Raw genomic sequence first — 23380 nt, forward strand, 5'->3', positions numbered from 1 at the left:
ATCACTTTGAATTGGCAGACTTGTTCTGAGGCGTGCGTGTCTTCGCTGGCGGCGCGGGCTCGGGTGGTGCGGGCTGGTTGGCGGCGGGCTCGTCCAGCTTGTCCAGATGCATCACCACATTGCCCTCGAAGCGGATGACGTCACCGCCTTCGGTAATTCGCAGGCGATCCGCGCTCAGCGTGCCGTTGGTCAGCTTGACGTCGACGCGCTCGTCCGAGGTGACCGTGCCCTTGCCCATGTCGACGAAGGCCGAGTTCAGCCGCGCCTCATAGCCGGTCGAGGTGCGCAGGAAGATGTCCTTGTGCAGATCGAGCTGCTGCTGCTTGTTGTCGAAGCGGCCGGTGCGAGCGTCGAGGAACAGCGTCGATTGATCCTCCATCAGCACCTTCGCGCGCAAATCCGACAGATCGACATGATCGGGGTCGGTGATGTCCTGCGTCGCGGTCTTGGCCCAGAGCTCGTAAGGCCGCTGGTCCGGCGTGTAACCGGCGAGGTGCGGCGTCTCCATCGTGATCCTGGTGCCGGACACCACCATATTTCCGGAATCGAGCGGCAGCTTCGGCATCAGCATGCGGAACGGATTGAAGATCGAGACGCCGACGATGGCGGCCATGGACAGCAGCACCGCACCTGGCACCGCAATGCGCAGAATCCGCACCAGGCGGCTGTGGCGCGCCGCGCTGGCGAACTTCGCCGCAAGTGCGGCGTCGTAGGTGGGATTCTGGGCCGAATTCACCTGGGCTCCTACTTACCTTGCGCTCCTGAACTATCGCTCGCCTGGTCCGGCTGAGGGGCGGCCCCATTCTATCCGGCGCCGCCCAAATATGCAGCCGGCGACAGGCCGTTACGAAAGTGTCCGAAACGGGGCGGCAACCTCTGGCTAATCGCCGCGCAGAGCCTTTAGGAATGCGCGAAAATGTCCTCTTCCGCCCAGCCCTGGAGGTCGAGAAGAGCGCGAGTCGGCAGGAAATCGAAACAGGCCTGCGCCAGCTGGCTGCGGCCTTCACGCACCAGCATGGCGTCGAGCCGCTCGCGCAAGGCATGCAGATGCAGCACGTCGGAGGCGGCGTAGGCGAGCTGCGGCTCGCTGAGGCTGTCGGAACCCCAGTCGCTGGACTGCTGCTGCTTGGAGAGATCGATGTTGAGCACCTCGCGCACGAGGTCCTTCAGGCCGTGGCGATCGGTGTAGGTGCGGGTCAAGCGGGAGGCAATCTTGGTGCAATAAATCGGCCCGGTCATGACGCCGAAGGTCTGGTACAGCACCGCGATATCGAACCGCGCGAAGTGGAAGATTTTCGTGACCGCCGGATTGGCCAGAAGCGCCTTCAGGTTCGGCGCGTCGGTGTGCCCCTTGGGGATCTGCACCACGTCGGCGCTGCCATCGCCGGGCGAGAGCTGCACCACGCAGAGCCGATCGCGGTGCGGGTTCAGCCCCATGGTCTCGGTATCGATCGCCACCGCTCCGGTGTAGCGGGACAGGTCGGGCAGGTCGCCGCGGTGCAGGCGTACGGTCATGGCGGGTCAAAACCTCGGGTCGAATCGGTGCGTCGATATCATAGGCTAATTGGATGGATCGCGATGTAGCCACTGGCGACAGCTCACGCAAGCGGCGGCCGTGACCTTACGGGCCGGTCAGATCGCGGCAAGCATGATGCAGATCATCGCCGCGACCGTGATACGGCTGGGGCCGTCGCGGAAAGCGTACAGAATCGGATCGTCCGGCATCTCGCGGCGATGCGCCATCATCAACGCGCGGCCGAACCAGTACAGCAGCAGCGGAGTGAGCAGCCACAGCATCCAGGGACGGCTGTAGAGCGGCGTCACCGCCGAGGAAGAGACGTAGAGCGAGAATACGGTCACCGCGTTCATCGCGCTTGCCGCCGCCATCGCGGCGATGACGTGCAGGTCGGTGATCCTGTAGTCGCGGTTGGAGGGATCGGCGAGCCCTGCGCTCTCGCGCATGCTGAGTTCGCTGAAGCGCTTGATCAGCGCCAGCGAGGTGAACACGAACAGCGAGAAGATCAACAGCCATTCCGACAGCACCACGCCGACACCAGCCGCGCCGGCGACGATGCGAAGCGTGTAGAGGCCGGCGAGCGTGACGATGTCGACCAGCATCTTGCGCTTGAGCACGAGAGAATAGGCGATCGTGGTGGCGAGATAGACGCCGAGCACGCCGAGGAACAGGGGCGAGATGCAGAGGCTGGCCGCGACCGCGAACAACCACAACACCGGGATCGCCGATAGCGCCGACGAGATCGGCAAATCGCCGGCCGCGAGCGCGCGGTGACGCTTGGTCGGATGCTGCCGGTCCGCGGCAAGATCGAGCAGATCGTTCATCAGATAGGCGCCCGACGCGCAGGCCGAGAACGCCAGAAACGCGAGCAGCGCATAGCTCAGCGTCGGAAGGTTCAGCTGATGCGCAGTGATCACAGGCACGAACACCAGCGTGTTCTTGGCGTATTGGTAGACGCGCAGCGCCTTGGCCCAGGTCTTGAGACTGGCCCTGCGGACGTCGCGATTTTTGATGCGCTCGATCGAGGCACGATCGAACGGCAGGCTGCCCGCAGCGATGTCGGCCGGTGTGACGACGCCATCGAAGCCGAGATGCGCCGCGATGGCAGTAGCATGATCGGCGAAGCGCCCCGCGACGAGATAGATCTTCTCACCCCGCGCCCGCGCCGCCAGCGCCCGGGTCATCACGTCGGAATCATAGGGCAGATGGGCGTAGTCGATTGCGGCTCGCGCCAGGATCTCCGTGAGCGCCGCCATGCCCGCATGTCCGCCCGCGCCGAAGCGGGCCAGCATGCGGCCGGGGCTGGAGAACAGCGCCTCCATCAGCAGCTCGGAGCGCAACAGCGCGCCTTCGAGATCGATCACAAGCGTCCGCGCCGCCGCCGGGGTTGCCGACGGCTCGGACAGGCCAGGATCATGCTGCCAGGCAGGCTGCTCCATCCGAAAACGCTCTTACTTGCCGCGAGTTGAGGGCCCCAAGGACCGGGGAGCAGGGAAATGGATGGCCGACCCTATGCGAGCATTCGCTAAAGGCGGCTTAATTCGCCTGGAAAGGCGCGGACGGCTCGCGCTCGAGGCGCTGTTGCCCGGATCCCACAACCCAGCGCGAGCTTCCTGTTCCGGCAGAAGTTTGCCTTGCGCGCCATGGACATCGTCCCGGCCCACCCTATCTGCCAGTTTCCCTCCCCGCGGGGCCCAGCCTGAATCAGGTGCCAATGACCGAACAGACGCTCGCTGCGCCGATCGACGACCAACGGGAACGCCAGCGCGGCTTCTCGCGCTACCAGGCGCTCCTCATCGCGCTGCTCGCATTCACGCAGTTCACGATCATCCTCGACTTCATCATCATGTCGCCGCTCGGCGCCATCCTGATGCCCTCGCTCAACATCACGGCGGGGCAGTTCGGCATCGCGGTGTCGGCCTACGCATTCAGTGCGGGCGTGTCGGGCATCCTCGCCGCCGGCTTTGCCGATCGCTTCGATCGCAAGCGCCTGCTGCTGTTCTTCTATGTCGGCTTCACGCTCGGCACCCTGCTCTGCGCCGCCGCGCGGGATTATCACGTCCTGCTGCTCGGCCGGATCGTGACCGGATTGTTCGGCGGCGTGATCGGCTCGGTCGTGCTCGCCATCATCACCGACCTGTTTCCGCTGCAGATGCGCGGCCGCGTGATGGGCTTCATTCAGACCGCGTTCGCCGCGAGCCAGGTGCTCGGCATTCCCGCCGGGCTGTTCCTCGCCAATCACTGGAACTGGCATGTCTGCTTCGTCGCGATCGTCATCCTGTCGATCGCGGCAATCGCGATCATCGCCTTCGCCATGGAGCCGGTCGACGCACATCTGAAGCTGAAGCAGGACAGAAACCCGTTCCATCATCTGGTCGCGACGCTCGCAGAGCCGCGTTATACGCTCGCCTTCGCCGTCACGACGCTGCTGGCGACCGGCGGTTACATGCTGATGCCGTTCTCCAGCGCCTACACCGTGCACAATCTCGGCATCGACATCACGCATCTGCCAACGATCTATCTCGTCTCCGGCCTGTTCAGCATCGTCACGGGGCCGCTGGTCGGCAGGGCGAGCGACGCGTTCGGCAAGTATCCGACCTTCGTGTTCGGCTGCGCGATGACCGTGCTCATGGTGCTGATCTACACAAATCTCGGCCACGTCTCGCTCGCGACCGCGATCCTCGTCAACGTGCTGATGTTCGTCGGCATCTTCTCGCGGATGATCCCGTCGCAGGCGCTGATGTCGGCGATTCCCGCTCCCGATCAGCGCGGCTCATTCAGCGCGGTCAGCGCCTCGCTGCAGCAGCTCTCCGGCGGGCTCGGCTCGGTGCTCGCCGGCGCGATCATCGCGCAAGCACCCGATGGCGCGCTGCTGCATTTCGACCGGATCGGCTACGTCGTCGTGGCCACGACGATCGTCACGCTGGTGATGATGTATTTCGTGCAGGAGGCGGTGGCGGAGCGGGCGGGGAAGAGGGTGGCGTGAGGGAGCGGCTCCTGCTCCAAATCGGGTGAACCCACGCCGGGCCTTCGGTGACCAAGGTTGCATCGATGCGCCGAACGGAGATCTCCAGTGAAATTCAAACTTGCCGCCGCGATCCTCGCCGCAGGCCTCCCGCTGGCATCGATGGCTTTCGCCCAAGACACCACCCAAAGCACCGCGCCAGCCGACCTTGCCGTGATCGATGCCTGCCTAAAAAAGTGGAGAAAACCGGCGGTTTCGGCGGCGCCTGCGTCGGGCTCGTCGCCGACCCCTGCATCAAGGCGGCAGAGGGCGCGAATGACGATGTCGCCAGATGGAAGGCCTGCGCGGCGCGCGAACTCGCCGTCTGGACGCAGAAAACCAGTGAGGCTCTGAAGAAGGTTCAGGCCGGCGGGTTCGGCGACGCGATCAAGGCGGTCAATGACTCGCAGAAAATTTTCGCCGCGTCGCGTGATCGCCTCTGCGCGGTCTTCGACAACGTCGACCCCGGCATGTACCGGGGCGGCGCGAGCTACTGCCGCCTGCGCGAGACCGCGAACCGCTCACTGAGCCTGATCAAGCTCGGCGCTGCGGTCAACGAGCACTGAGGCCTCCTAGGGGGGCTCGGGGTCACCGGCCTTGCCGGCATCTTCCGACGTGGCGACGACGGCCATTCGGCGCGCCACGAGCGCTGTGCTTCGGTATCGTGGACCGCGCGATTTCAAACGCTTGAGCAGAGCGATGGTGCCCAGGAAAGGATTCGTTGGCCCAATTCCTATCACTTTGACAATTATAGCGTTTTTTGATTCTTGTCGAGGCGTTGTTACACAGGGTTGTTGCACTGGCCGCAGAAAACGAAGAAGGGGACCTTAGGCCCCTCCCGACCTCTTGGACCGGTCTATAATCTGTTGAGGGGTATAAATGTGAGAGGTCACCTGTCGTGGCAGAATCTCAATTTTCCCCCTCCCCGGATGTCAGGTAGGCCTAAGGAAGATAAGCTCACAGAACCGACCGGCAGAATCCCCGCACTGCGTCAGTGTCATTGGTCGGATAGAATCATTCGTCGTCTTCCAATTTATCCCCGTCGTCTTTTTCCTCGTTCTCGGAGCTCACGTCCTTAAGCGCCGAGCGAAAGTAAAAACTTCCCCTTTTCTGATCAGGCGATACGATCACAACCCGTGCGGAGTCGCTAGCTCGTTCCGATCGGATCGCCTCGTTTATCTCCGCGATAGCAGTCGACACCTCGCGCTTCTGCTTCAGGAGTTGGCGCACCGTCCCTGCATCTTCCCCGTCCCAACCATCCCTCGATAAAATGGTATCAAGATCCCCTTCGAGGATTGAGGCATGGGCTTGAAGCACGTTTTTCTTGCTTAGTAGCTCTCGTACTTTTGCGGTCCTGGGCCGCCACAGATAATTTCTCAATTCCTTGTTTTCTGAACTCTGTCTCACGACGGTACGGCGAGCAACTTCCCTCAGTTGTTTTTCGTCAGACTTGATCTCGTCGATTGCTGCAGCGTCGATTTTTCGATTCAGGAACGTTTCGGCATAGTCGAGGAACTGACTTAAAGTGTACAAGTAAAATTGCTGATTGGCGTATTGCTTCATTTCTTCTACGAGTTCCGGCCTAGGCCCAATTTTCTCGCCTCTAAATTCCTGCCACCAATCTTCTTTCACGTCGTCTGTGATTATAACGATAGGCCTTCCGGCCTCTTTGGCTCTGTCTAGTCGCGCTTCCTTAGCCCAGTCTGCCCAGAGAGCGATGATGCCGACAGTCAGCGGGACGTTACCAAGAGGTTCGACTGGCTTCCATTCTGGGAATCGCGCCTCGACGAGATCTGGTCCGTAGTCGCCTCTGCCCCTGCGCTCCAACAGTGCCGTTGCGTCCTTGAATGCCTCGTGCAGGGCGACGGCCAACCGGGCCCAACTGTCATCGTCGATCTGCAGGGCCTTCCGCTGGAGCAACTCGGCAACATAGGGAGCCATCTCACGTCGCGCCGTGTCAGCATCCCACTTGAGGGCGGCTTGGTGGAGCATGTTCCAGAGCGTTGCCCGACCGGGATCGTTCTCCCAAATCTTCTTGGCATGGCGGTAGCCTTCGCCCGCCAGCGCAATGACCTCTCGGTGAGTAAGGCGGCGAGGGGCCTCGCGCATCGAGCGCCAGACATCATCAAGGTAGGCAAGTGCCTTGGCCTGCCGTGCCTTGGCCTCCCGAGGATCAGGGTGCGCAGCGACACCTTGATCGTTCCGGTACCACCGACCTTCACCGTCGCCGTTTCATCCCCCACCGGGACGCGCAGCACCAAGCCCACTGCCTTATCGGTCAGGTCAGCGGGAACGCGCTTTCGGAGGTAATGAACGGAGGAGCCGTCGCGGCGGATAGGAGAGGCCATTCGCAGAAGCATGTGTACCGTCTCTGTGTACCAGTTGAGACGGTCGATCACCCTTCAGTATCAGGGACTTCAGCGAAATCAACCACATCGCGGAGCGATGGTGCCCAGGAAAGGACTCGAACCTTCACGGCCGTTAAGCCACTGGCACCTGAAGCCAGCGCGTCTACCAATTCCACCACCTGGGCATGCCGTTTGGGGCACGGAGGCGGTTACTACGGTTCGGTGACGCCGTTGTCAATTCATGCGTGAGGTCGGGCTCGGGATGCCGATTGCGCATCGCAAACCGGCCCGATACAAGCCTGACACGACGCACCCTTTTCCGCAGGAACGGCTCCCATGGCATCGAATAATCTGGACACGCTCGTCACGGTTTTCGGCGGATCGGGGTTTTTGGGCCGCAGCGTCGTCCGCGCCCTGTGCAAGCGGGATTACCGGGTCCGCGTCGCGGTGCGGCGGCCGGAACTCGCCGGATACCTCCAGCCGCTCGGCCGGGTCGGGCAGGTCCACACCGTGCAGGCGAATCTGCGCTATCCGGCCTCGGTCGAGGCGGCGCTGCGTGATTCGCATGTCGTGATCAACCTCGTCGGCGTGCTCACTGAGAGCGGCGCGCAGACGTTTGACGCCGTCCAGACCAAGGGCGCCGAGACCGTCGCCAAGGCAGCAGCTTCCGCCGGGGCCCAGCTGGTGCATGTCTCGGCGATCGGGGCTGATGCGCAGTCGCCCTCGCGCTATGCCAGGGCCAAGGCGGCCGGCGAAGCCGCGGTCCTGGCCGCGGTTCCCTCCGCCACGATCTTCCGCCCCTCCGTGATGTTCGGCCCCGAGGACCAGTTCACCAACCGCTTTGCCGCACTGGCCCGGATGTCGCCGGTGCTGCCCCTGATCGGCGGCGAGACGAAGATGCAGCCGGTCTATGTCGGCGATGTCGCCAGCGCGATCGCGGATGCGGCCGACGGCAAGGCCAAGGCGGGCGCGATTTACGAGCTCGGCGGGCCGGAAGTGCTGAGCATGCGCGAGATCATCGAGACCATCCTCGCCATCACCGACCGCAAGCGGATGCTGGTGCCGCTGCCGTTCGGCCTCGCCCGCTTCCAGGCCAACTTCCTGCAATTCGCGCCGGGCGCGTTCAAGCTGACGCCGGACCAGGTCACGCTGCTCGAGCGCGACAATGTCGTGTCGGAGGCGGCGAAGGCAGCCGGGCTGACACTGGAAGGCCTCGGCATCACGCCCGATTCGCTGGAAGCGATCGCCCCGCAATATCTTTGGCGCTTCCGCGCCGCAGGACAGTTCCAGCGCATGAGCGTGTGAGGTTCTCACCACTCCCGCTTGCGGGAGAGGGAGCGCACCGAACGTGCGGCAACGGCGTCAAAACTTCAGCTTCTTGAACACCGCTTCCGGCAGCGTCTTGATGATGAGCATCACGAGGCGCCATTTGCCGCTGACATAGACGACATCGGTGCTCCTCTCGACCGCCTGAAAGATCGCGTCGCCCACCACGCTCGCCTCGACGGTGAGCGGGCCGATGAGCTTCATGCCTTCCGTCATCTTGGTGCGGACAAAGCCGGGCTTCACCGTGACGACGTGAACGCCACTGCTGCTGGCGCGAGCGCGCAAGCCCGACAGGAAGGCGGAGAAGCCGGCCTTGGCTGAGCCGTAGACATAGTTCGAGGCACGGCCGCGATCGCCGGCAACCGACGACACGCCGACGAGCGTGCCGCTGCCGCGGTCTAGAAACTTTTCCGCGAACAGGCCGAGGATCAGTGACGGTCCCTCGTAGTTGGAGCGCATGATCGCGGTGGCGTGGGCGAGATCGCTCTCGGCATTTTGCTGCACACCGAGCAGGCCGACGATCGAGATGACGACGTCGGGCAGCGTGGCAAGGCTGGCGACGAAGCCATCGAACGAGCCGGTGTCGAGCACGTCGAATTTATGGAGACCGACCTCGACATTGTAGCGCGCGCGCAGATCGGCGGCATCAGGCTCGAGCACGCCAAGGTCCCGGCCGGCGAGGCCGACATCGTATCCGGCCTTGGCAAAGGCACGCGCGGCGGCGCGGCCGATATCGGAGGAGCCACCCAGCACCAAAACTGTCTTGCGCGACGTCACGGCCTAGACCTCATCAAACAGACGTTGTGAAAGCTTCGAGCGGATGTTGCCTGCAGGATCGAGCGATTTGCGGATCGCGTTGAAGCGCGACAGAGCAGGATAACCCGCCTCGAACGTTGCGCGCGACTGGCGCGCGTCCTTGGCAAGATAAAGCCGGCCGCCGGCAGCGACGACCAGACGGTCGATCTCGTCGAGGAAGCTCAGGATGTCGCCCTTCACGGGGAAATCCAGCGCCAGCGTGTAACCTGGCAGCGGAAACGACAGGAGGCCGTCGCCCTGCCCGAGCTTCTTGAGCACCGCGAGGAAGGAGGCATCGCCACGCTTTGCGACGCGATCGAGGATGTCGCCGAGCACGTCGCGCGCACCGTTTTCCGGGATCACGCATTGGTGCTGCAGGAAACCGCGCTTGCCATAGATGCGATTCCAATCCGCGAGGCTGTCGAGCGGAAAGAAATAGGGATAGAGCGAGACCACATGACTGCCGCCGGCGCGGCGCGCGCCCATGCGGTAGTACAGCTCGTTGAAGGCGCGGATGCTGAAGCGGTTCAGCGTCATCGAGGGCAGATCGATGGGTACGCGGAGGCCGGGATCCTTGCCGGCCGGAAATGCAGCGGCGCCGCCGGCGAGTTCGTCTCTGCGTGCGTGCTCGCCGAGATAGATCAGCGAACGGCCGAGATCCTTGCCGCGCGCGATACAATCGATCCACGCCACCGAATAGGTCGCGGCATCGCCCGCATCGAGCGCGCGCATCGCGGCGTCGAGATCGGATGCCGAGATCACGCGCTCGCGGATCCACCCTGTTTCGACCTTGCGCAGCCGCAAGGTCGCTTCGAGGATTACCCCGGTCAGGCCCATGCCGCCGACGGTCGCAAAGAACGCATCGGAATTCTGCGCGCGCGAGACCTCAATGGTCTCGCCCCGGCCCGTGCGCAGCAGGATGCTGTCGACATAGCGGCCGAAGCCGCCTTCGCAATGATGGTTCTTGCCGTGCACGTCGGCCGCGATGGCGCCGCCGATCGAAACGAAACGCGTGCCGGGCACGACGAAGGGCAGGAAGCCGCGCGGTCCGAATGTATCGATCAAGTCCGAGAGCAGCATGCCGGCCTCGAGACGGATGCGCCCGGTCGCCGGATCGAACGACCTGACCCGGTCGAACCCCGTCATCGTCACGGTCCTGACGGCACCGATCGCGGCATCGCCATAGGCGCGGCCATTGCCGCGCGCCACGGTGCCGGACACGATGGCATCAGCAACCGTCGCGAACGAGCGCGGCCGCAGCATCTCGGTATCGACGACCGGGAAGCGCCCCCAGCCGCTGACGAGGGTCATGGTTCAGCTCCTGTGCCGGACGCGCGCCGTCCGGCATCGGAAACTGAGTAACGGCCAAAAGCTTATATTGCGTTGAAGGCCAGGGCCCTAAAACTTAACGGCCAAGCGCCAGCGCGATCAGACCGAGCGTGCCGACGATGACGCGCCACCAGGCGAACAGCGTGAAGCCGTGGCGGGTGACGTATGTCAAAAACGTCTTCACCACGATGACCGCGGTGATGAACGAGACCACGAAGCCGATCGCGACGATGTTCATGTGGTCCATCGTCATCTCGGCGCGGTTTTTGTAGAAGTCGTAGGCGAACGCGCCGATCATGGTGGGGATGGCGAGAAAGAACGAGAACTCCGCCGCCGCGCGCTTGTCGGCCCCCAGGAGCATCGCAGCGACGATGCTGGCGCCGGAGCGCGACACGCCCGGGATCATCGCCACGCACTGCGCGATGCCGATATAGAGATACATCAGCAGCGGAAATTTGGTGGCGTCATACTCGCGCGGCTTGAGCTCGAGCCTGTCGACCCAGAGCAGGATGGCGCCGCCGACGATCAGCGTGAAGCAGACGACCCAGGGATTGAACAGCAGGCTCTTGATGTACTTGCCGGCGACCAGGCCGACGATCACGGCCGGGAGGAACGCCACCAGCACGCCGATCACGAAACGGCGCGCATAGGCATCGCCCGTGAACATCCCGATCGCGACGTCCCAGAGCTTTCTGAAATACAGCCCGACGATCGCGAGGATCGCACCCAGCTGGATCAGAACCGTAAACGAATCCCAGAACGCGCCTTCGCCGAGATGGAAGAAGCGCTCGGCGAGCAAGAGGTGGCCGGTCGAGGATACGGGAAGGAACTCGGTCACACCCTCGATGATGCCGAGGATCACTGCCCGTATTGCGTCTGACATATTTACGGTCCATTTCGGCTGGAAAAGCGGGGCTCTTCTCGCCTATTCCCCCCAATGCTGCAATCGCAAAATGCGACATCACGCCCTTGCTTCGCGGTTTTGAAGGACTAGTGTGGCGCCGCACAAACATTGATGGATTCTTAAGCACCATCAAATAGTCAGGCTTCATGTTTACGCTGTTTCATCATCCGTTCTGTCCGCATTCGCGCTTCATCCGCCTGATCGCGGGCGAATACGGGCTCGACCTCAAGCTGGTCGAAGAGCGCAGCTGGGAACGGCGCGAGGCGTTTCTGCTGCTCAATGCGGCGGGCACGACGCCCGTTCTGGTGGACGAGGAGCAGCCGCCGATCCCGGGCGCGGCCATCATCGCCGAATATGTCGACGAGGCCTATGGCGCCGGGATGGGACCCAAGCGGCTGATGCCGGAGACGACCTTCGAGCGCGTCGAGGTGCGCCGGCTGATGGCTTGGTTCAACGAGAAGTTCTTCGAGGAGGTCTCGCACCCTCTCGTCACCGAACGCATCTACAAGCGTTTCATGAGCGAGGAGAACGGCGGCGGCCCGCCTTCGGCCGACGTGATGCGCGCAGCGAAAGCCAATGTGCGCTATCATCTGGCCTATATCGGCTGGCTGGCGCAGACGCGCAATTTCCTCGCCGGCGACCGGCTCACTTACGCGGATCTCGCCGCCGCGGCGCATCTTTCGGCGATCGACTATCTGGGCGACGTGCCATGGAGCGAGGACGACGCAGCAAAGGCGTGGTACGCGCGGGTGAAATCCCGCCCGTCGTTCCGTCCGCTGCTGAGCGAATGGCTGGCCGGCGTGCCGGCGTCGCGGACCTACGTGGACCTGGATTTCTGAACTCCGATCCGACTGAACTGAAGGCGGCGCTCGAACGCGAGGCGCGCGCGCTCGGCTTCGACTGCATCGGCATCACCGCGCCGGGCACGATCGAGAGCGCCGGGAAACACTTCCTCGAATTCATCGCCTCAGGCGGCCATGGCGACATGGACTGGCTCGCCGCAAGCCCTGAGCGCCGAGTCGATCCGCGCGGGCTGTGGCAGGACGTTCGCAGCGTGATCATGCTCGGCGTCAATTACGGCCCCGACCAGGATCCGCTGGCGATCCTGAAGCAGCGCACGCGCGCGGCGATCTCGGTCTATGCGCAGGGCGACGACTATCACGATCTCATCAAGAAGCGGCTGAAGGCGCTGGCACGCTGGCTGGTCGCGACCGCCCCGAGCGAGGTGAAGGTGTTCGTCGACACCGCGGCGGTGATGGAAAAGCCGCTGGCGCAGGCCGCGCATCTCGGCTGGCAGGGCAAGCACACCAATCTGGTCTCGCGCGAGTTCGGCTCGTGGCTGTTTCTCGGCGCGATCTACACCACGCTTGAGCTCCCGCGCGACGATGCGGAGATCGATCATTGCGGCTCGTGCCGGGCCTGTCTCGACATCTGTCCGACGGCGGCGTTCCCCGCGCCCTACAAGCTCGATGCGCGGCGCTGCATCTCCTATCTCACCATCGAGAACAAGGGGCCGATCCCGCAGGAATTCCGCAAGGCGATCGGTAATCGCATCTATGGCTGCGATGATTGCCTCGCGGCCTGTCCGTGGAACAAGTTTGCGCAGGAGGGGCGTGAGGCAAAGCTCGCCGCGCGCGACGAATTGCGCGCGCCTGGGCTCGCCGAACTCGCGCGGCTCGACGATGCCGCATTCCGTGCGCTGTTCACGAAATCACCGGTCAAGCGCATCGGTCGCGACCGGTTCCTGCGCAACGTGCTGATTGCGATTGGCAACTCGGGCGAGATGGTCCTGGCGGAAGAGGCGCGGCGATTGCTGGATGATGCAAACCCGCTGGTGCGCGGAGCTGCGGTGTGGGCGCTGGCGCAGTTGGTGTCGCGGGAGGAGTTTGACGCGATCAGAACGAGCGCGATCGCGCACGAACACGACGAGAGCGTGCGTGAGGAGTGGCAGCTCGCCTCCTAACCTACCGCTGTCATGCCCCCGGCTTGACCGGGGCATCCAGTACGCCGCGGCTTCTCGGCTCGAGCACGGCGGCCTCTGGAATACTGGATCGTCCGATTTAAGTCGGGCGATGCGGAGTGTGGAGATACGTACTCCGCCCCTGACCAACGCACCTCATCAGCATGAGTATCGGGCATCTTGATTTCCCCACGAGTTTCTTCAATCTCGCCCGTCATGACAAACATGCCTTTCTTCACGCGCGACGGCGATACATTCCATCCGACGGAAGTGGCCAATGGTCCATGGGATCCGACATCGCTGCACGGTCGTGTCATCGTCGGCCTGCTCGGCTTCGCCATCGAGGAGCGCCATTCCGGCCCCGACTTCGTGCCGGCGCGGCTCACCGTCGACATGTTTCGGCTGCCGACCATCGACAAGCCGATCGAGGTGACGACGCGGCTCGTGCGCGACGGAATGCGCATCCGCGTGGTCGAAGCGGAGTTCTTTTCCGGCAGCGTCAGCATGGCGCGCGCCTCGTGCCAGTTGCTGCGCAAGACGCAGAATCCGGATGGCAATGTCTGGTCGCCGCCGAACTGGGACGTGCCGAAGCCATCAGACATTCCGAAACCGACCGATCCCCGGCTCGGCATGAACGGCAAATGGACCACGCGCCCCATTGTCGGCCATATGGGCTCGCTCGGTCCGCGCCGGCTGTGGATGAGCGAGGTGCGCGAGCTCGTCGCGGGCGTTACGATGACGCCGTTCGTCCATGTCGCCGTTGGGGCCGATTTCGCCAGCCCGTTTGCCAACGCGGGCGACAAAGGGCTCGGCTACATCAACAGCGACGTCACGATCTATCTGCACCGCCTGCCGGTGACGCAGTGGATCGGCTTCGAGGTGGTGAACCACCAGGCCACCGACGGCGTCGCGATCGGCGAATGCTGGCTCTATGACGAGCAGGGCCCGATCGGCACCGCGACAGTCGCGGCGCTGGCGCAGCGCAAGCCGATGGTGAATCCGTCGAAGCGGTAGTTCTACGCCAGATGCCGCCGCATCTCCGGCCGCGCCTTCAGCTCGGCGCCCTGTTTGGCGACGATCTTCGCAATTCTTTCCGGTGCGAACTTCAAATCGACGAACGCCGGCGCAGTATTGGCAACCTCGTGATAGCTCGCGATCTTGCCGTCACGCAGCGTCATGATGGCAACGCCCTCGAACATCGCCCGCGCGCCGTTCGCTTCCGGCAGGGTTGATTTGTAGCTGAAGGTGTAGCGCGCATAGAGCGTGGTGCCGTCGGTGACGGGGTCGTGCATGTCCCAGCGGAAATCGGTCGCCGTGCGATAGAACCAGTCGTCGATCATCGCAGCGATGTTCTCGCGACCGGCAAAGGCGCCGTAGAACACGTCGTGATAAACACCGTCCTCGGTGAACAGCTCGGCGAAGGTGCGGCCGTTGCGCTGCTCGACCGCGTCGCAGAAGGCGCGCAGCATGGCGGTGGTGGTCATTGGAGTTGCCTCCGGATGTTGTGCCCTCTCCCTCGTGGCAGAGGGCAGCTCCGCTCGTGGACACGCGTTCACACGGGTGCGGGGTTGCTTCCGCGAGTCCAACTCTCATTCGGACGCAAGGAGAGAACCCCTCATCCGGCGCTTCCCACCTTCTCCCACAAGGGGCCTGTTGCGTTATCGGCTTTCGAGGCTGAGGACGTCAGGAGAGACGCTGCGGTCACGGCAATTGCCGGCCAAATCTGTCGTTGTCGCCTCGGCGGGCGGCTCAGGCCGCGATCGTGGCCCACCGCCTCATGTTGAAGGCGATCGAGGCGAGCAGGATCTGCCCGCTTGCCTTCATCAGGCCGACGTAGCGGATGCAGGTCAGTCGCATGCGGCGCTTGAGAGTGGCGAAGGTGGTCTCGACCTGGGCTCGTCGGCGCGCGATGAGGAGGTTGTAGCGTTTGAGCCGAGGCGGCAGTTCCGGATGATGCCTGTTAGGACGACGGGCGATGCGGGGCTTCTTGCCCTCCGCCTTCAACCGGGCCCGTCGGGCATGGGTGTCATAGGCCGCATCGGCCCACACCGCGGCTTCATCGCCGCGGATCAAGGTGTCTGCCGGTGTCGTGTCGTTGACGTTGGCAGGCGTGGTCAGCACCGTGCGGATCAGGCCGGAGCCTTCATCGACGCCCATGTGCGCCTTGTACCCGAAGGTCGAGCCGCTCTTGCCCTGCCGCTTGGTGAAGCGGGCGTCAGGATCGTTTGAGGGACGATCCTCCTTCGGAGGGGCTGACACCGCCTGGATCAAGGTCGCATCCAGCATCGTGCCGCGCTTGAGGATGACGCCAGCATTCTCAAGCTGGCGATCCAGTTCGCCAAACAGCTTCTCCAACAAGCCTTGTTCAACGAGCTGGTTCCGGAAGCGGTTCAGGACCGTATGATCGGGCGTCGCATCCTCAAGGCTCAAACCGACAAAGCGCTTGAACGACAACCGGTCGGCCAGCGCTTCCTCGAGTTCGCGTTCCGAAAGACCATAGAGCGACTGCAACAGCACCGCGCGAAACAGTACGAGCACCGGATAGCCTGGACGACCGGGCCCCCCTTCATCCCGCAAATGGCCGATCAGCTTCTCGAACCGGTACCATTTGACGAGGCCAGCCAGCCGATCCAGCGCCGCATTGGCGCCGGCCCCTTCGGCATCAGCGCATCCACAAAGCTCGGCTGCCCCGTCCGTTTAACCGCCATTTCATTTCCCCCAAGGCTCTGCCCTAGGGAATCACAACTGGCGAATTACGCAACAGGCCCACAAGGGGAGAAGGAAGAAGAACAATCTCACCCGATCTCGGCGACCGCGGCAAGAATGCGCGCGATGTCCTGCGGGCGCGACAAGCGATGATCGCCGTCCTGGATCATGGTAAGCACGACGTCGTCGGCCGGAAGGCGATGCGTCAGCGCAAACGCGTGCTGCCACGGCACGTCAGGATCCTGCGCGCCTTGCAGAATGCGGACGGGGCATCCGAGATCGATGGCGCTGCCGAGCACGAGGTGATTGCGCCCCTCCTCGATCAGGTTCCGCGTGATCGGATAGGGTGAGCCGTCGCCATACTCGGATGGTCGAAGCCAGACGCCTTTGGTCTCGATCTCCTTCTTCACCGCGGGCGAGAAATTCTTCCACATCAGCTCCTCGGTGAAGTCGGGCGCGGGCGCGATCAGCACGAGCCCGGCCAGCGACGCCTTGCCAGGACGCTTCTTGATCTCGCGCGCGAGCAGCAGCGCCATCCAGCCGCCCATGGACGAGCCGATCAGAACTTGCGGGCCGTCGCAAAACCGCTCGAACACCGCGACGCTTTCATCCAGCCACCGTCCGATGGTTCCGTCGGCGAAGTCGCCGCCGGATTCGCCGTGGCCGGAATAGTCGAACCGGACCATTGCGCGGCCGTGATCCCGCGCCCAGGCGTCCAGCGCCAAGGCCTTGCTGCCCTGCATGTCCGATTTGAATCCGCCGAGCCAGACCAGTCCGGGTCCCTGTCCACGCCGACTGCGGACCGCGATGCTGCGTGCGGACAGGCCCTCGCCCACATCGATGAAGTCGAGCATGGCATCAGGAATTATATCGGTCATGGAACGTTTACTCTGGCTGTGCGGTTTGAGCTGTTTGGACGCGTCCCGCAGCTCAATTCGGTGGCGGCATTGGCCCTTTGGGACGCTTGCGGAACAGAAGCAAGGTGTCTATGTCGTCAGCGTGCCCAGGCGTGACCAAAATGCCTCGCATTTGAGGGTTTTTCGCGTTTCGCACGAGCGACTTGCTTGCCGGCAAACGCATCTTCCTTCAAAATAGCCGCTTCCTTCACAACTTTGGAGAACCACCCATTCGCCGTCCTAATAAAGCTCCGCCCGCTGCCAGCAAAGACGGGCCACGCATCAATGATGATATCCGCAATGCGCAGATCCAGCTGATCGACCAAACCGGTGAGAACAAAGGCACGGTCGAGACCGTCGTCGCCATCCGGATGGCTCAGGAAGTCGGCATGGATCTGGTCGAGATTTCGCCGAACACCAGCCCTCCCGTCTGCAAGATCATGGACTACGGGAAGTACAAGTATTCCGCGCAGAAGAAAGCCGCGGAAGCCCGTAAGCGGCAGAAGACCGTCGAGATCAAGGAGATCAAGCTCCGCCCGATGATCGACGACCACGATTACGACGTGAAGATGCGCGCAATGCAGCGGTTCTTCGAAGAGGGCGACAAGGTCAAGATCACGCTGCGCTATCGTGGCCGCGAAATGGCGCACCAGGAGATCGGCACCAAGCTTTTGGACAAGATCAAGACCGACGTCGCCGAGCTCGCCAAGGTCGAGCAGGACGCGCGGTTCGAAGGTCGCCAAGTCGTCATGGTGCTGGCGCCGCGCTGACGCGAAGCGCTTTGGGACTGAGAATTCAACGGCCCGTCCGGATCTCCGGCGGGCCGTTTGTGTGTCAGGTCCGCGTCGCCTGCCAGGTGCCGCTGCACTGGTCGCCGGAGATGATGCCCTTCCATGAACCGGCGCCGTTCAGGCCGGCGAGCCGGCCGCCGCCGCTGGCATGGGAGGCACCGACCGAAACCTGGACCGCAACCGCGCCGGAGCGGTTGACCCGGCCCGAGACCCGGCCGCCGCCGGCGGACGAGACGCGGTTGCCGGTCACGGTGAAGGGAACGCTGTAGCCCGAGCTGCAATTGCCGCGGGTGGTGGCGAAGGTGACGTTCCAGATGCCGTCATAGCCGCCAGCGCGGGCGTCGGCGGTCTGTGGCAGCGCAGCCGTGGCGAGCACGGCGAACAGCGCCAGATGGCGCGGGCGGGCGAAATTCACCAGCGAAGAGAGAAATTGCGGGAAATGGGCCATTTTGGTCCTGCTTCAGGCACAAGGCTTGGACACGAGGGGTGGCAACCTCCAATAGTCGGCGGGCAGGTTTCGGTGGTTCATCGTTGCCAATTGGCTTGTCCTCTGTCATAAGCCCAGCCTTCATCGCCCGGCTGATTAAGGGCTGCCGTGGCGGTGTTTCGTGCGGGTTTCGCGCTTGTTCGTAAAACCTGAGCACAATCAACGCTCTAACGAGCATTTTTGACGGCCAGCCGCCTTCGCGGGCGGATCTCTATGGCCATTAGGAGAGCCAAATGCCCAAGCTGAAGACCAAATCGGGCGCTAAAAAGCGCTTCAAGGTGACTGCCACCGGCAAAGTGATGCACGCCCAGCGCGGCAAGCGCCACGGCATGATCAAGCGGACGAAGAAACAGATCCGTCAGCTCCGCGGCACCCGCGTGCTGTTCAAGACCGACGGCGACAACGTCAAGAAGTACTTCTTGCCGAACGCTTGATCGCGTCCACGATCACTGCCAGCCGCGCCGCGCATCCCGCGGCAATCCGATAACCAAAGTCATCTCTGAAGGATTTCGTCATGTCTCGCGTCAAACGCGGTGTGACCGCCCACGCCAAGCACAAGAAGGTCTACAAGGCCGCCAAGGGTTTCTACGGCCGCCGCAAGAACACCATCCGCGCCGCCAAGCCGGCCGTGGAGAAGGCCCAGCAATACGCCTTCCGCGACCGCAAGCGTCGCAAGCGCACTTTCCGCGCGCTCTGGATCCAGCGCCTCAACGCTGCCGTCCGTCCGTTCGGCCTGACCTACAGCCGATTTATCGACGGCCTTGCCAAGTCGGGCATCACCGTGGACCGCAAGGTGCTGTCGGATCTCGCGATCCGCGAGCCCGCCGCGTTCCAGGCGATCGCCGAGAAGGCCAAGGCCGCGCTGGCGGCGTAAGCCGTCTTCCACTGTGCTCTGCGCAGCATTCAGCTTGTGATGGCCCGGGCAGGGGCGCGTCTCGCGCTTTACGGCCCCGGCCGTCACCTGTCGCGCCAATACACTTCTCCGACGTGGATGTCCGGCACAATGCCGGGCGTGACGGGCTAGGATCATCGGCTCAGCATCCTGGCCAAAAGGGATTGCCATGACCGATCTTGTCCAGCTCCAAGCCCAGATCATCGCCGACATCGCCGCCGCCTCAGACGAGGCCGCGTTGGAAGCCGTGCGTGTTGCAGCCCTCGGCAAGAAGGGCTCGATCTCGGCGCTCCTCGCCACCCTCGGCAAGATGTCGCCGGACGAGCGCAAGACGCAAGGCGCCGCGATCAACCAGGCCAAGGACGAAGTCGGCCAGGCGCTTGCCGCGCGACGCGACGTGCTGAAGTCGGCGGCGCTCGAGGCCCGGCTCGCCTCCGAGACCGTCGATGTCACGCTGCCGCTGCGCGACGCCGCAGCGGAGGCCGGCCGCATCCATCCGCTGAGCCAGGTCTGGGACGAGCTGACCACCATCTTCGCCGACATGGGATTCTCGGTGGCCGAAGGCCCTGACATCGAGACCGATGATTACAACTTCACAAAACTGAATTTCCCGGAAGGCCATCCGGCGCGCGAGATGCACGACACGTTCTTCTTCCATCCGAAGGAGGACGGCTCGCGCATGCTGCTCAGAACTCACACCTCACCGGTGCAGGTGCGCACCATGCTGAGCCAAAAGCCGCCGATCCGGGTGATCTGCCCGGGCCGCACCTATCGCATCGATTCGGACGCGACCCACACGCCGCAATTCCACCAGGTCGAAGGCCTCGTCATCGACAAGACCTCGCATCTCGGCCACCTCAAATGGATCCTGCACGAGTTCTGCAAGGCGTTCTTCGAGGTCGACCACATCAACATGCGCTTCCGCCCGTCGTTCTTCCCGTTCACCGAGCCGTCGCTGGAAGTCGATATCCAGTGCCGCCGCGACAAGGGCGAGATCCGCTTCGGCGAGGGCGAGGACTGGCTCGAGATCCTCGGCTGCGGCATGGTGCATCCGAACGTGTTGCGCGCCTGCGGCATCGATCCCGACGAGTACCAGGGTTTTGCCTGGGGCATGGGCATCGACCGCATCGCCATGCTGAAATACGGCATCGCCGACCTGCGCCAGCTGTTCGACAGCGACGTCCGCTGGCTGTCCCATTACGGCTTCAAGCCGCTCGAAGTGCCAACGCTTGCCGGAGGGCTGAGCTCGTGAAATTCACCCTCTCCTGGCTGAAGGACCATCTCGACACCGACGAGCCGCTCGAAAAGCTCGCCGACAAGCTCACCATGATCGGGCTCGAGGTCGAGAACATCAAGGACAAGGCGAAGGCGCTCAAGCCGTTCACCATTGCAAAGGTGATCTCGGCCGAGCAGCATCCGAATGCGGATCGCCTGCGGGTCTGCATGGTCGACACCGGCGACGGTGGTGCGCCGGTGCAGGTCGTGTGCGGCGCGCCGAATGCGCGGGCTGGGCTCGTCAGCGTGTTCTCGCCGCCCGGCACCTACATTCCCGGCAAGGACATCACGCTCGGCGTCGGCACCATCCGCGGCGTCGAGAGCCGCGGGATGCTGTGCTCGGCGGCTGAGCTGCAGATCTCCAACGACCATGACGGCATCATGGAATTGCCGGCGGATGCACCGATCGGCGCGGCTTACGCCGAATGGGCCGGCCTCGGCGATCCCGTGGTCGAGATCAATTTGACGCCGAACCGCCAGGACTGCACCGGCGTGCACGGCATCGCGCGCGATCTCGCCGCCGCCGACATGGGCAAGTTCAAGGACCCGACGATCAAGCCGATCAAGGGCGAATTCCCGTGCCCGGTGAAGGTCACTGTCGAGGATTCCACGCTGTGTCCAGGCTTCGCACTGCGCCTCGTGCGCGGCGTCAAGAACGGGCCTTCGCCGGAATGGCTGCAGAAGCGGCTGACCGCGATCGGGCTGCGCCCGATCAACGCGCTGGTCGACATCACCAACTTCATGACCTTCGACCGCGCGCGGCCGCTGCACGTGTTCGACGCCAAGAAGGTGAGGGGCAATCTCGTCGTGCGCCGCGCCCGCGACGGCGAGAGCCTGCTGGCGCTCGACGGCCGCACCTACAATCTCGATCCCAATATCTGCGTGATCGCGGACGAGCACGGCGTCGAATCGCTCGCCGGCATCATGGGCGGCGAGGCTTCGGGCTGCGACGAGAACACCACCGACGTGCTGATCGAATCGGCGCTGTGGAACGAGATCAACATCGCCCAGACCGGCCGCAAGCTCGGCATCAATTCCGATGCGCGCTACCGCTTCGAGCGCGGCGTCGATCCTGCCTTCATGGTGCCCGGCCTCGAGCTCGCGACCAAGCTGGTGATGGAGATCTGCGGCGGCACGCCGTCCGAAACCGTCGTGGTCGGCAAATCCTTCGGCGACGATCGCGTGATCGAATTCCCGGTCACCGAGGTCAAGCGGCTCTCCGGCATCGAGGTGCCGCAGCCGGAGATGAAGCGCATCCTGACCCATCTTGGCTTCATGATGGCCGGCCCGGGTCCGGTGGTGAAGGTCGCAGTCCCCTCCTGGCGCACCGACGTGCACGGCAAGGCCGATATCGTCGAGGAGATCGTGCGCATCTTCGGCGTGGACAAGGTGCCGGAGACGCCATTCGAGCGCGGCGAGGACGCGCGCAAGTCCGTGTTGACCCCGCTGCAGCTGCGCACCCGCCGCGCCCGGCGTGCGCTGGCGAGCCGCGGCATGGTCGAGGCCGTGACGTGGTCGTTCATCGCAAAACCCGCGGCAACATTGTTCGGCGGCGGACAGCGCGAGCTCGAAGTCGCCAACCCGATCGCCTCTGATCTCTCCGACATGCGCCCGACCCTGCTCGCGGGCCTGATCGCGGCCGCGCAGGCCAATGCCGATCGCGGCTTCGGCGATGTCGCACTGTTCGAGGTCGGTCAGGTGTTCAAGGGTGATCGCCCGCAGGATCAATTCATGGCGGCGAGCGGCGTGCGCCGCGGCTTTGCCTCGTCCGAAGGTCTCGGACGGCACTGGTCCGGTTCGGCGCAGGCTGACGTGTTCGACGCCAAGGCCGATGCGCTGGCGGTGCTGGCTGCGGCCGGCGCGCCGATGCAGGCGCTGCAGATCGTTTCCGGCAGTCCCGGCTGGCTGCATCCGGGGCGCTCCGGCACAATCCAGATCGGGCCGCAGAACGTGCTCGGCTATTTCGGCGAGGTACATCCCCGTGCGCTCGAGGCGCTCGGCGCCGACGGTCCGTTGATGGTGTTCGAGGTGATCCTCGACCGCATCCCGGAGGCGAAGAAGAAGCCGACCCGCGCCAAGCCACTGATCGAGCTCTCGGCGTTCCAGCCTGTTACGCGCGACTTCGCCTTCATCGTTGAGCGCACGGTGAAGGCCGGCGACATCGTCCGTGCCGCGCAAGGCGTCGACAAGAAGCTGATCACCGGTGTCAACGTCTTCGACGTCTACGAGGGCAAGGGCATCGATGACGGCAAGAAGTCGATCGCGATCGCGGTGACGCTCCAGCCGCGTGAGAAGACGCTGACGGACCAGGAGATCGAGGCCGTCGGCGCCAAGATCGTGGCCGAGGTCACGAAGAAGACCGGCGGCACCTTGCGGGGATGAGTCTCGCCGACTTTCTCCCGAAGGACGTCAGCCTCACCATTGCGATGGCGCTCTGCGCCGTCGCTTTCGTTTCGGGCACTGCCCGCGGCTTCTCCGGCTTCGGCTCGGCGCTGATCTTCATGCCGCTGGCGAGCAGCATCGCGGCGCCGCGGCTCGTTGCCGCCTTGCTGCTCGTGATCGATTTCGTCGCGGCCGCGCCGCTGCTGCCTGACGCATGGCGCAAGGCGGACCGTAAGGCCACGGCCGTGATCGTGCTGGGCGCCCTGATCGGCGTGCCCGCCGGCACATACTTCCTCAGTGTGCTCGAGCCCGTCACCACGCGCTGGATCATCTCCTGCTTCGTCGCAGCGCTGTTGCTTCTGCTGCTGTCGGGCTGGCGCTATCGCGGCAAGGACCACGCCTGGCTTTCGGTCGGCATCGGCGGCCTCTCCGGCTTCTGCAGCGGCCTCGCGCAGACCGGCGGCCCGCCGATCATCGGCTACTGGCTCGGCCGTCCGATCGCCCCGATCGTCGCGCGCGCCAACATCGTACTGTTCTTCGGCGCGTCCGATTTCTTCTCGATGGTCAGCTATGCGACAACGGGTTTGATCAGTCGCGAATCGCTGGTGCTCTCGCTGATCGTCGGCCCCGTCTACGCGCTCGGGGTCGCGTTCGGTGCTTCGCTGTTCGGGCGCGCAAGCGAAAAGGTATTTCGCGGAATCTGCTATGCGCTGATCGCGCTGGCGGTGATTGCGGGGCTGCCAGCGCTGGACGGGGTATTGCGGTAACA

At 63.9% G+C, this 23380-nt stretch carries 23 protein-coding genes, 1 tRNA gene and 1 pseudogene; 12 read left to right on the forward strand and 13 right to left on the reverse strand.

The genetic code is table 11. From position 1 onward, the window contains the following. Position 1: 1 nt before the first annotated feature. The 3 genes from lptC to P6U29_RS00560 form a co-directional block, all read right to left on the reverse strand. Entirely contained in the window at positions 2-736 is a 735-nt protein-coding gene (gene lptC / locus P6U29_RS00550; protein WP_407115849.1) for an LPS export ABC transporter periplasmic protein LptC, read from the reverse strand. Between the two features lie 164 nt (positions 737-900). Then, the gene (locus P6U29_RS00555; protein WP_271543393.1) at positions 901-1515 is read right to left on the reverse strand and encodes a ribonuclease D; all 615 of its coding nucleotides are present in this window, start codon (positions 1513-1515) and stop codon (positions 901-903) included. 117 nt (positions 1516-1632) lie between these two features. After that, entirely contained in the window at positions 1633-2955 is a 1323-nt protein-coding gene (locus P6U29_RS00560; protein WP_407115850.1) for a UbiA family prenyltransferase, read from the reverse strand. Positions 2956-3230: 275 nt separating this feature from the next. Between P6U29_RS00560 and P6U29_RS00565 the strand changes: the two genes are divergently transcribed. Then, entirely contained in the window at positions 3231-4502 is a 1272-nt protein-coding gene (locus P6U29_RS00565) for an MFS transporter (RefSeq protein ID WP_407115851.1), read from the forward strand. A gap of 215 nt (positions 4503-4717) precedes the next feature. Then, complete coding sequence (locus P6U29_RS00570; protein WP_407115852.1) at positions 4718-5086, forward strand: lysozyme inhibitor LprI family protein; 369 nt, start codon at positions 4718-4720, stop codon at positions 5084-5086. 448 nt (positions 5087-5534) lie between these two features. Here the strand turns inward: P6U29_RS00570 and P6U29_RS00575 are convergent, their stop codons facing one another. Continuing rightward, positions 5535-6629, reverse strand: a complete 1095-nt coding sequence (locus P6U29_RS00575; protein ID WP_407115853.1) for a PIN-like domain-containing protein — start codon at positions 6627-6629, stop codon at positions 5535-5537. A 337-nt stretch (positions 6630-6966) separates the two neighbouring features. After that, positions 6967-7053: transfer RNA gene (locus P6U29_RS00580), tRNA-Leu, on the reverse strand. A gap of 151 nt (positions 7054-7204) precedes the next feature. Between P6U29_RS00580 and P6U29_RS00585 the strand changes: the two genes are divergently transcribed. Next, entirely contained in the window at positions 7205-8173 is a 969-nt protein-coding gene (locus P6U29_RS00585) for a complex I NDUFA9 subunit family protein (RefSeq protein WP_407115854.1), read from the forward strand. Between the two features lie 57 nt (positions 8174-8230). On the opposite strand, the gene P6U29_RS00590 is transcribed toward P6U29_RS00585, so the two are convergent. From P6U29_RS00590 to P6U29_RS00600, 3 genes are all read right to left on the reverse strand, one after another. After that, complete coding sequence (locus P6U29_RS00590; RefSeq protein ID WP_407115855.1) at positions 8231-8971, reverse strand: SDR family oxidoreductase; 741 nt, start codon at positions 8969-8971, stop codon at positions 8231-8233. 3 nt (positions 8972-8974) lie between these two features. Continuing rightward, positions 8975-10300, reverse strand: coding sequence for an FAD-binding oxidoreductase (locus tag P6U29_RS00595; protein WP_407115856.1), 1326 nt, complete (start codon positions 10298-10300; stop codon positions 8975-8977). A 94-nt stretch (positions 10301-10394) separates the two neighbouring features. Further along, positions 10395-11201, reverse strand: coding sequence for an undecaprenyl-diphosphate phosphatase (locus P6U29_RS00600; RefSeq protein ID WP_407115857.1), 807 nt, complete (start codon positions 11199-11201; stop codon positions 10395-10397). Between the two features lie 167 nt (positions 11202-11368). Here P6U29_RS00600 and P6U29_RS00605 point away from each other — a divergent pair, with 167 nt between their 5' ends. From P6U29_RS00605 to P6U29_RS00615, 3 genes are all read left to right on the forward strand, one after another. Continuing rightward, the gene (locus tag P6U29_RS00605; RefSeq protein WP_122400198.1) at positions 11369-12061 is read left to right on the forward strand and encodes a glutathione S-transferase family protein; all 693 of its coding nucleotides are present in this window, start codon (positions 11369-11371) and stop codon (positions 12059-12061) included. After that, on the forward strand, positions 12010-13185 hold the full coding sequence (queG, locus tag P6U29_RS00610) for a tRNA epoxyqueuosine(34) reductase QueG (protein ID WP_407115858.1): 1176 nt from the start codon (positions 12010-12012) through the stop codon (positions 13183-13185). The genes P6U29_RS00605 and queG overlap by 52 nt, the downstream gene beginning before the upstream one ends. A gap of 213 nt (positions 13186-13398) precedes the next feature. Then, positions 13399-14196 (forward strand): acyl-CoA thioesterase domain-containing protein, encoded by a 798-nt coding sequence (locus P6U29_RS00615; RefSeq protein ID WP_407115859.1) that lies wholly within the window; start codon positions 13399-13401, stop codon positions 14194-14196. Between the two features lie 2 nt (positions 14197-14198). Here P6U29_RS00615 and P6U29_RS00620 read toward each other — a convergent pair whose 3' ends face one another. The 4 genes and pseudogenes from P6U29_RS00620 to P6U29_RS00635 all read right to left on the reverse strand — a co-directional run bounded on the left by P6U29_RS00620 (position 14199) and on the right by P6U29_RS00635 (position 17110). Further along, positions 14199-14666, reverse strand: a complete 468-nt coding sequence (locus P6U29_RS00620; RefSeq protein WP_407115860.1) for a nuclear transport factor 2 family protein — start codon at positions 14664-14666, stop codon at positions 14199-14201. 265 nt (positions 14667-14931) lie between these two features. Further along, positions 14932-15890, reverse strand: a pseudogene (locus P6U29_RS00625) (IS5 family transposase). 87 nt (positions 15891-15977) lie between these two features. Then, a complete protein-coding gene (locus tag P6U29_RS00630; RefSeq protein ID WP_407115861.1) occupies positions 15978-16766 on the reverse strand; it encodes an alpha/beta hydrolase in 789 nt (262 codons plus the stop codon). 116 nt (positions 16767-16882) lie between these two features. Next, positions 16883-17110 (reverse strand): hypothetical protein, encoded by a 228-nt coding sequence (locus P6U29_RS00635; protein WP_407119620.1) that lies wholly within the window; start codon positions 17108-17110, stop codon positions 16883-16885. Between P6U29_RS00635 and infC the strand changes: the two genes are divergently transcribed. Then, positions 17015-17554 carry a translation initiation factor IF-3 gene (gene infC, locus P6U29_RS00640; protein WP_027574769.1) on the forward strand — a complete coding sequence of 180 codons (540 nt, stop codon included), beginning with the start codon at positions 17015-17017 and terminating at the stop codon, positions 17552-17554. The genes P6U29_RS00635 and infC overlap by 96 nt on opposite strands. Positions 17555-17618: 64 nt before the next feature. Here infC and P6U29_RS00645 read toward each other — a convergent pair whose 3' ends face one another. Next, complete coding sequence (locus tag P6U29_RS00645; RefSeq protein ID WP_407115862.1) at positions 17619-18023, reverse strand: hypothetical protein; 405 nt, start codon at positions 18021-18023, stop codon at positions 17619-17621. 272 nt (positions 18024-18295) lie between these two features. Here P6U29_RS00645 and rpmI point away from each other — a divergent pair, with 272 nt between their 5' ends. The 5 genes from rpmI (at position 18296) to P6U29_RS00670 (ending at position 23378) form a co-directional block, all read left to right on the forward strand. Continuing rightward, entirely contained in the window at positions 18296-18496 is a 201-nt protein-coding gene (gene rpmI / locus P6U29_RS00650) for a 50S ribosomal protein L35 (protein WP_008539890.1), read from the forward strand. An 80-nt stretch (positions 18497-18576) separates the two neighbouring features. Continuing rightward, positions 18577-18936: a 50S ribosomal protein L20 gene (gene rplT, locus P6U29_RS00655; protein ID WP_027550107.1), complete on the forward strand. Its 360-nt coding sequence runs from the start codon at positions 18577-18579 to the stop codon at positions 18934-18936. A gap of 187 nt (positions 18937-19123) precedes the next feature. Beyond that, a complete protein-coding gene (pheS, locus tag P6U29_RS00660; RefSeq protein WP_407115863.1) occupies positions 19124-20206 on the forward strand; it encodes a phenylalanine--tRNA ligase subunit alpha in 1083 nt (360 codons plus the stop codon). Continuing rightward, positions 20203-22611 carry a phenylalanine--tRNA ligase subunit beta gene (gene pheT, locus P6U29_RS00665; RefSeq protein WP_407115864.1) on the forward strand — a complete coding sequence of 803 codons (2409 nt, stop codon included), beginning with the start codon at positions 20203-20205 and terminating at the stop codon, positions 22609-22611. Before pheS ends, pheT begins: the two co-directional genes overlap by 4 nt. Next, the gene (locus tag P6U29_RS00670; RefSeq protein ID WP_407115865.1) at positions 22608-23378 is read left to right on the forward strand and encodes a sulfite exporter TauE/SafE family protein; all 771 of its coding nucleotides are present in this window, start codon (positions 22608-22610) and stop codon (positions 23376-23378) included. The genes pheT and P6U29_RS00670 overlap by 4 nt, the downstream gene beginning before the upstream one ends. The last annotated feature ends 2 nt before the right edge of the window (positions 23379-23380 follow it).

The organism is Bradyrhizobium sp. LMG 9283, from assembly GCF_045571415.1.
Taxonomy (GTDB): domain Bacteria; phylum Pseudomonadota; class Alphaproteobacteria; order Rhizobiales; family Xanthobacteraceae; genus Bradyrhizobium.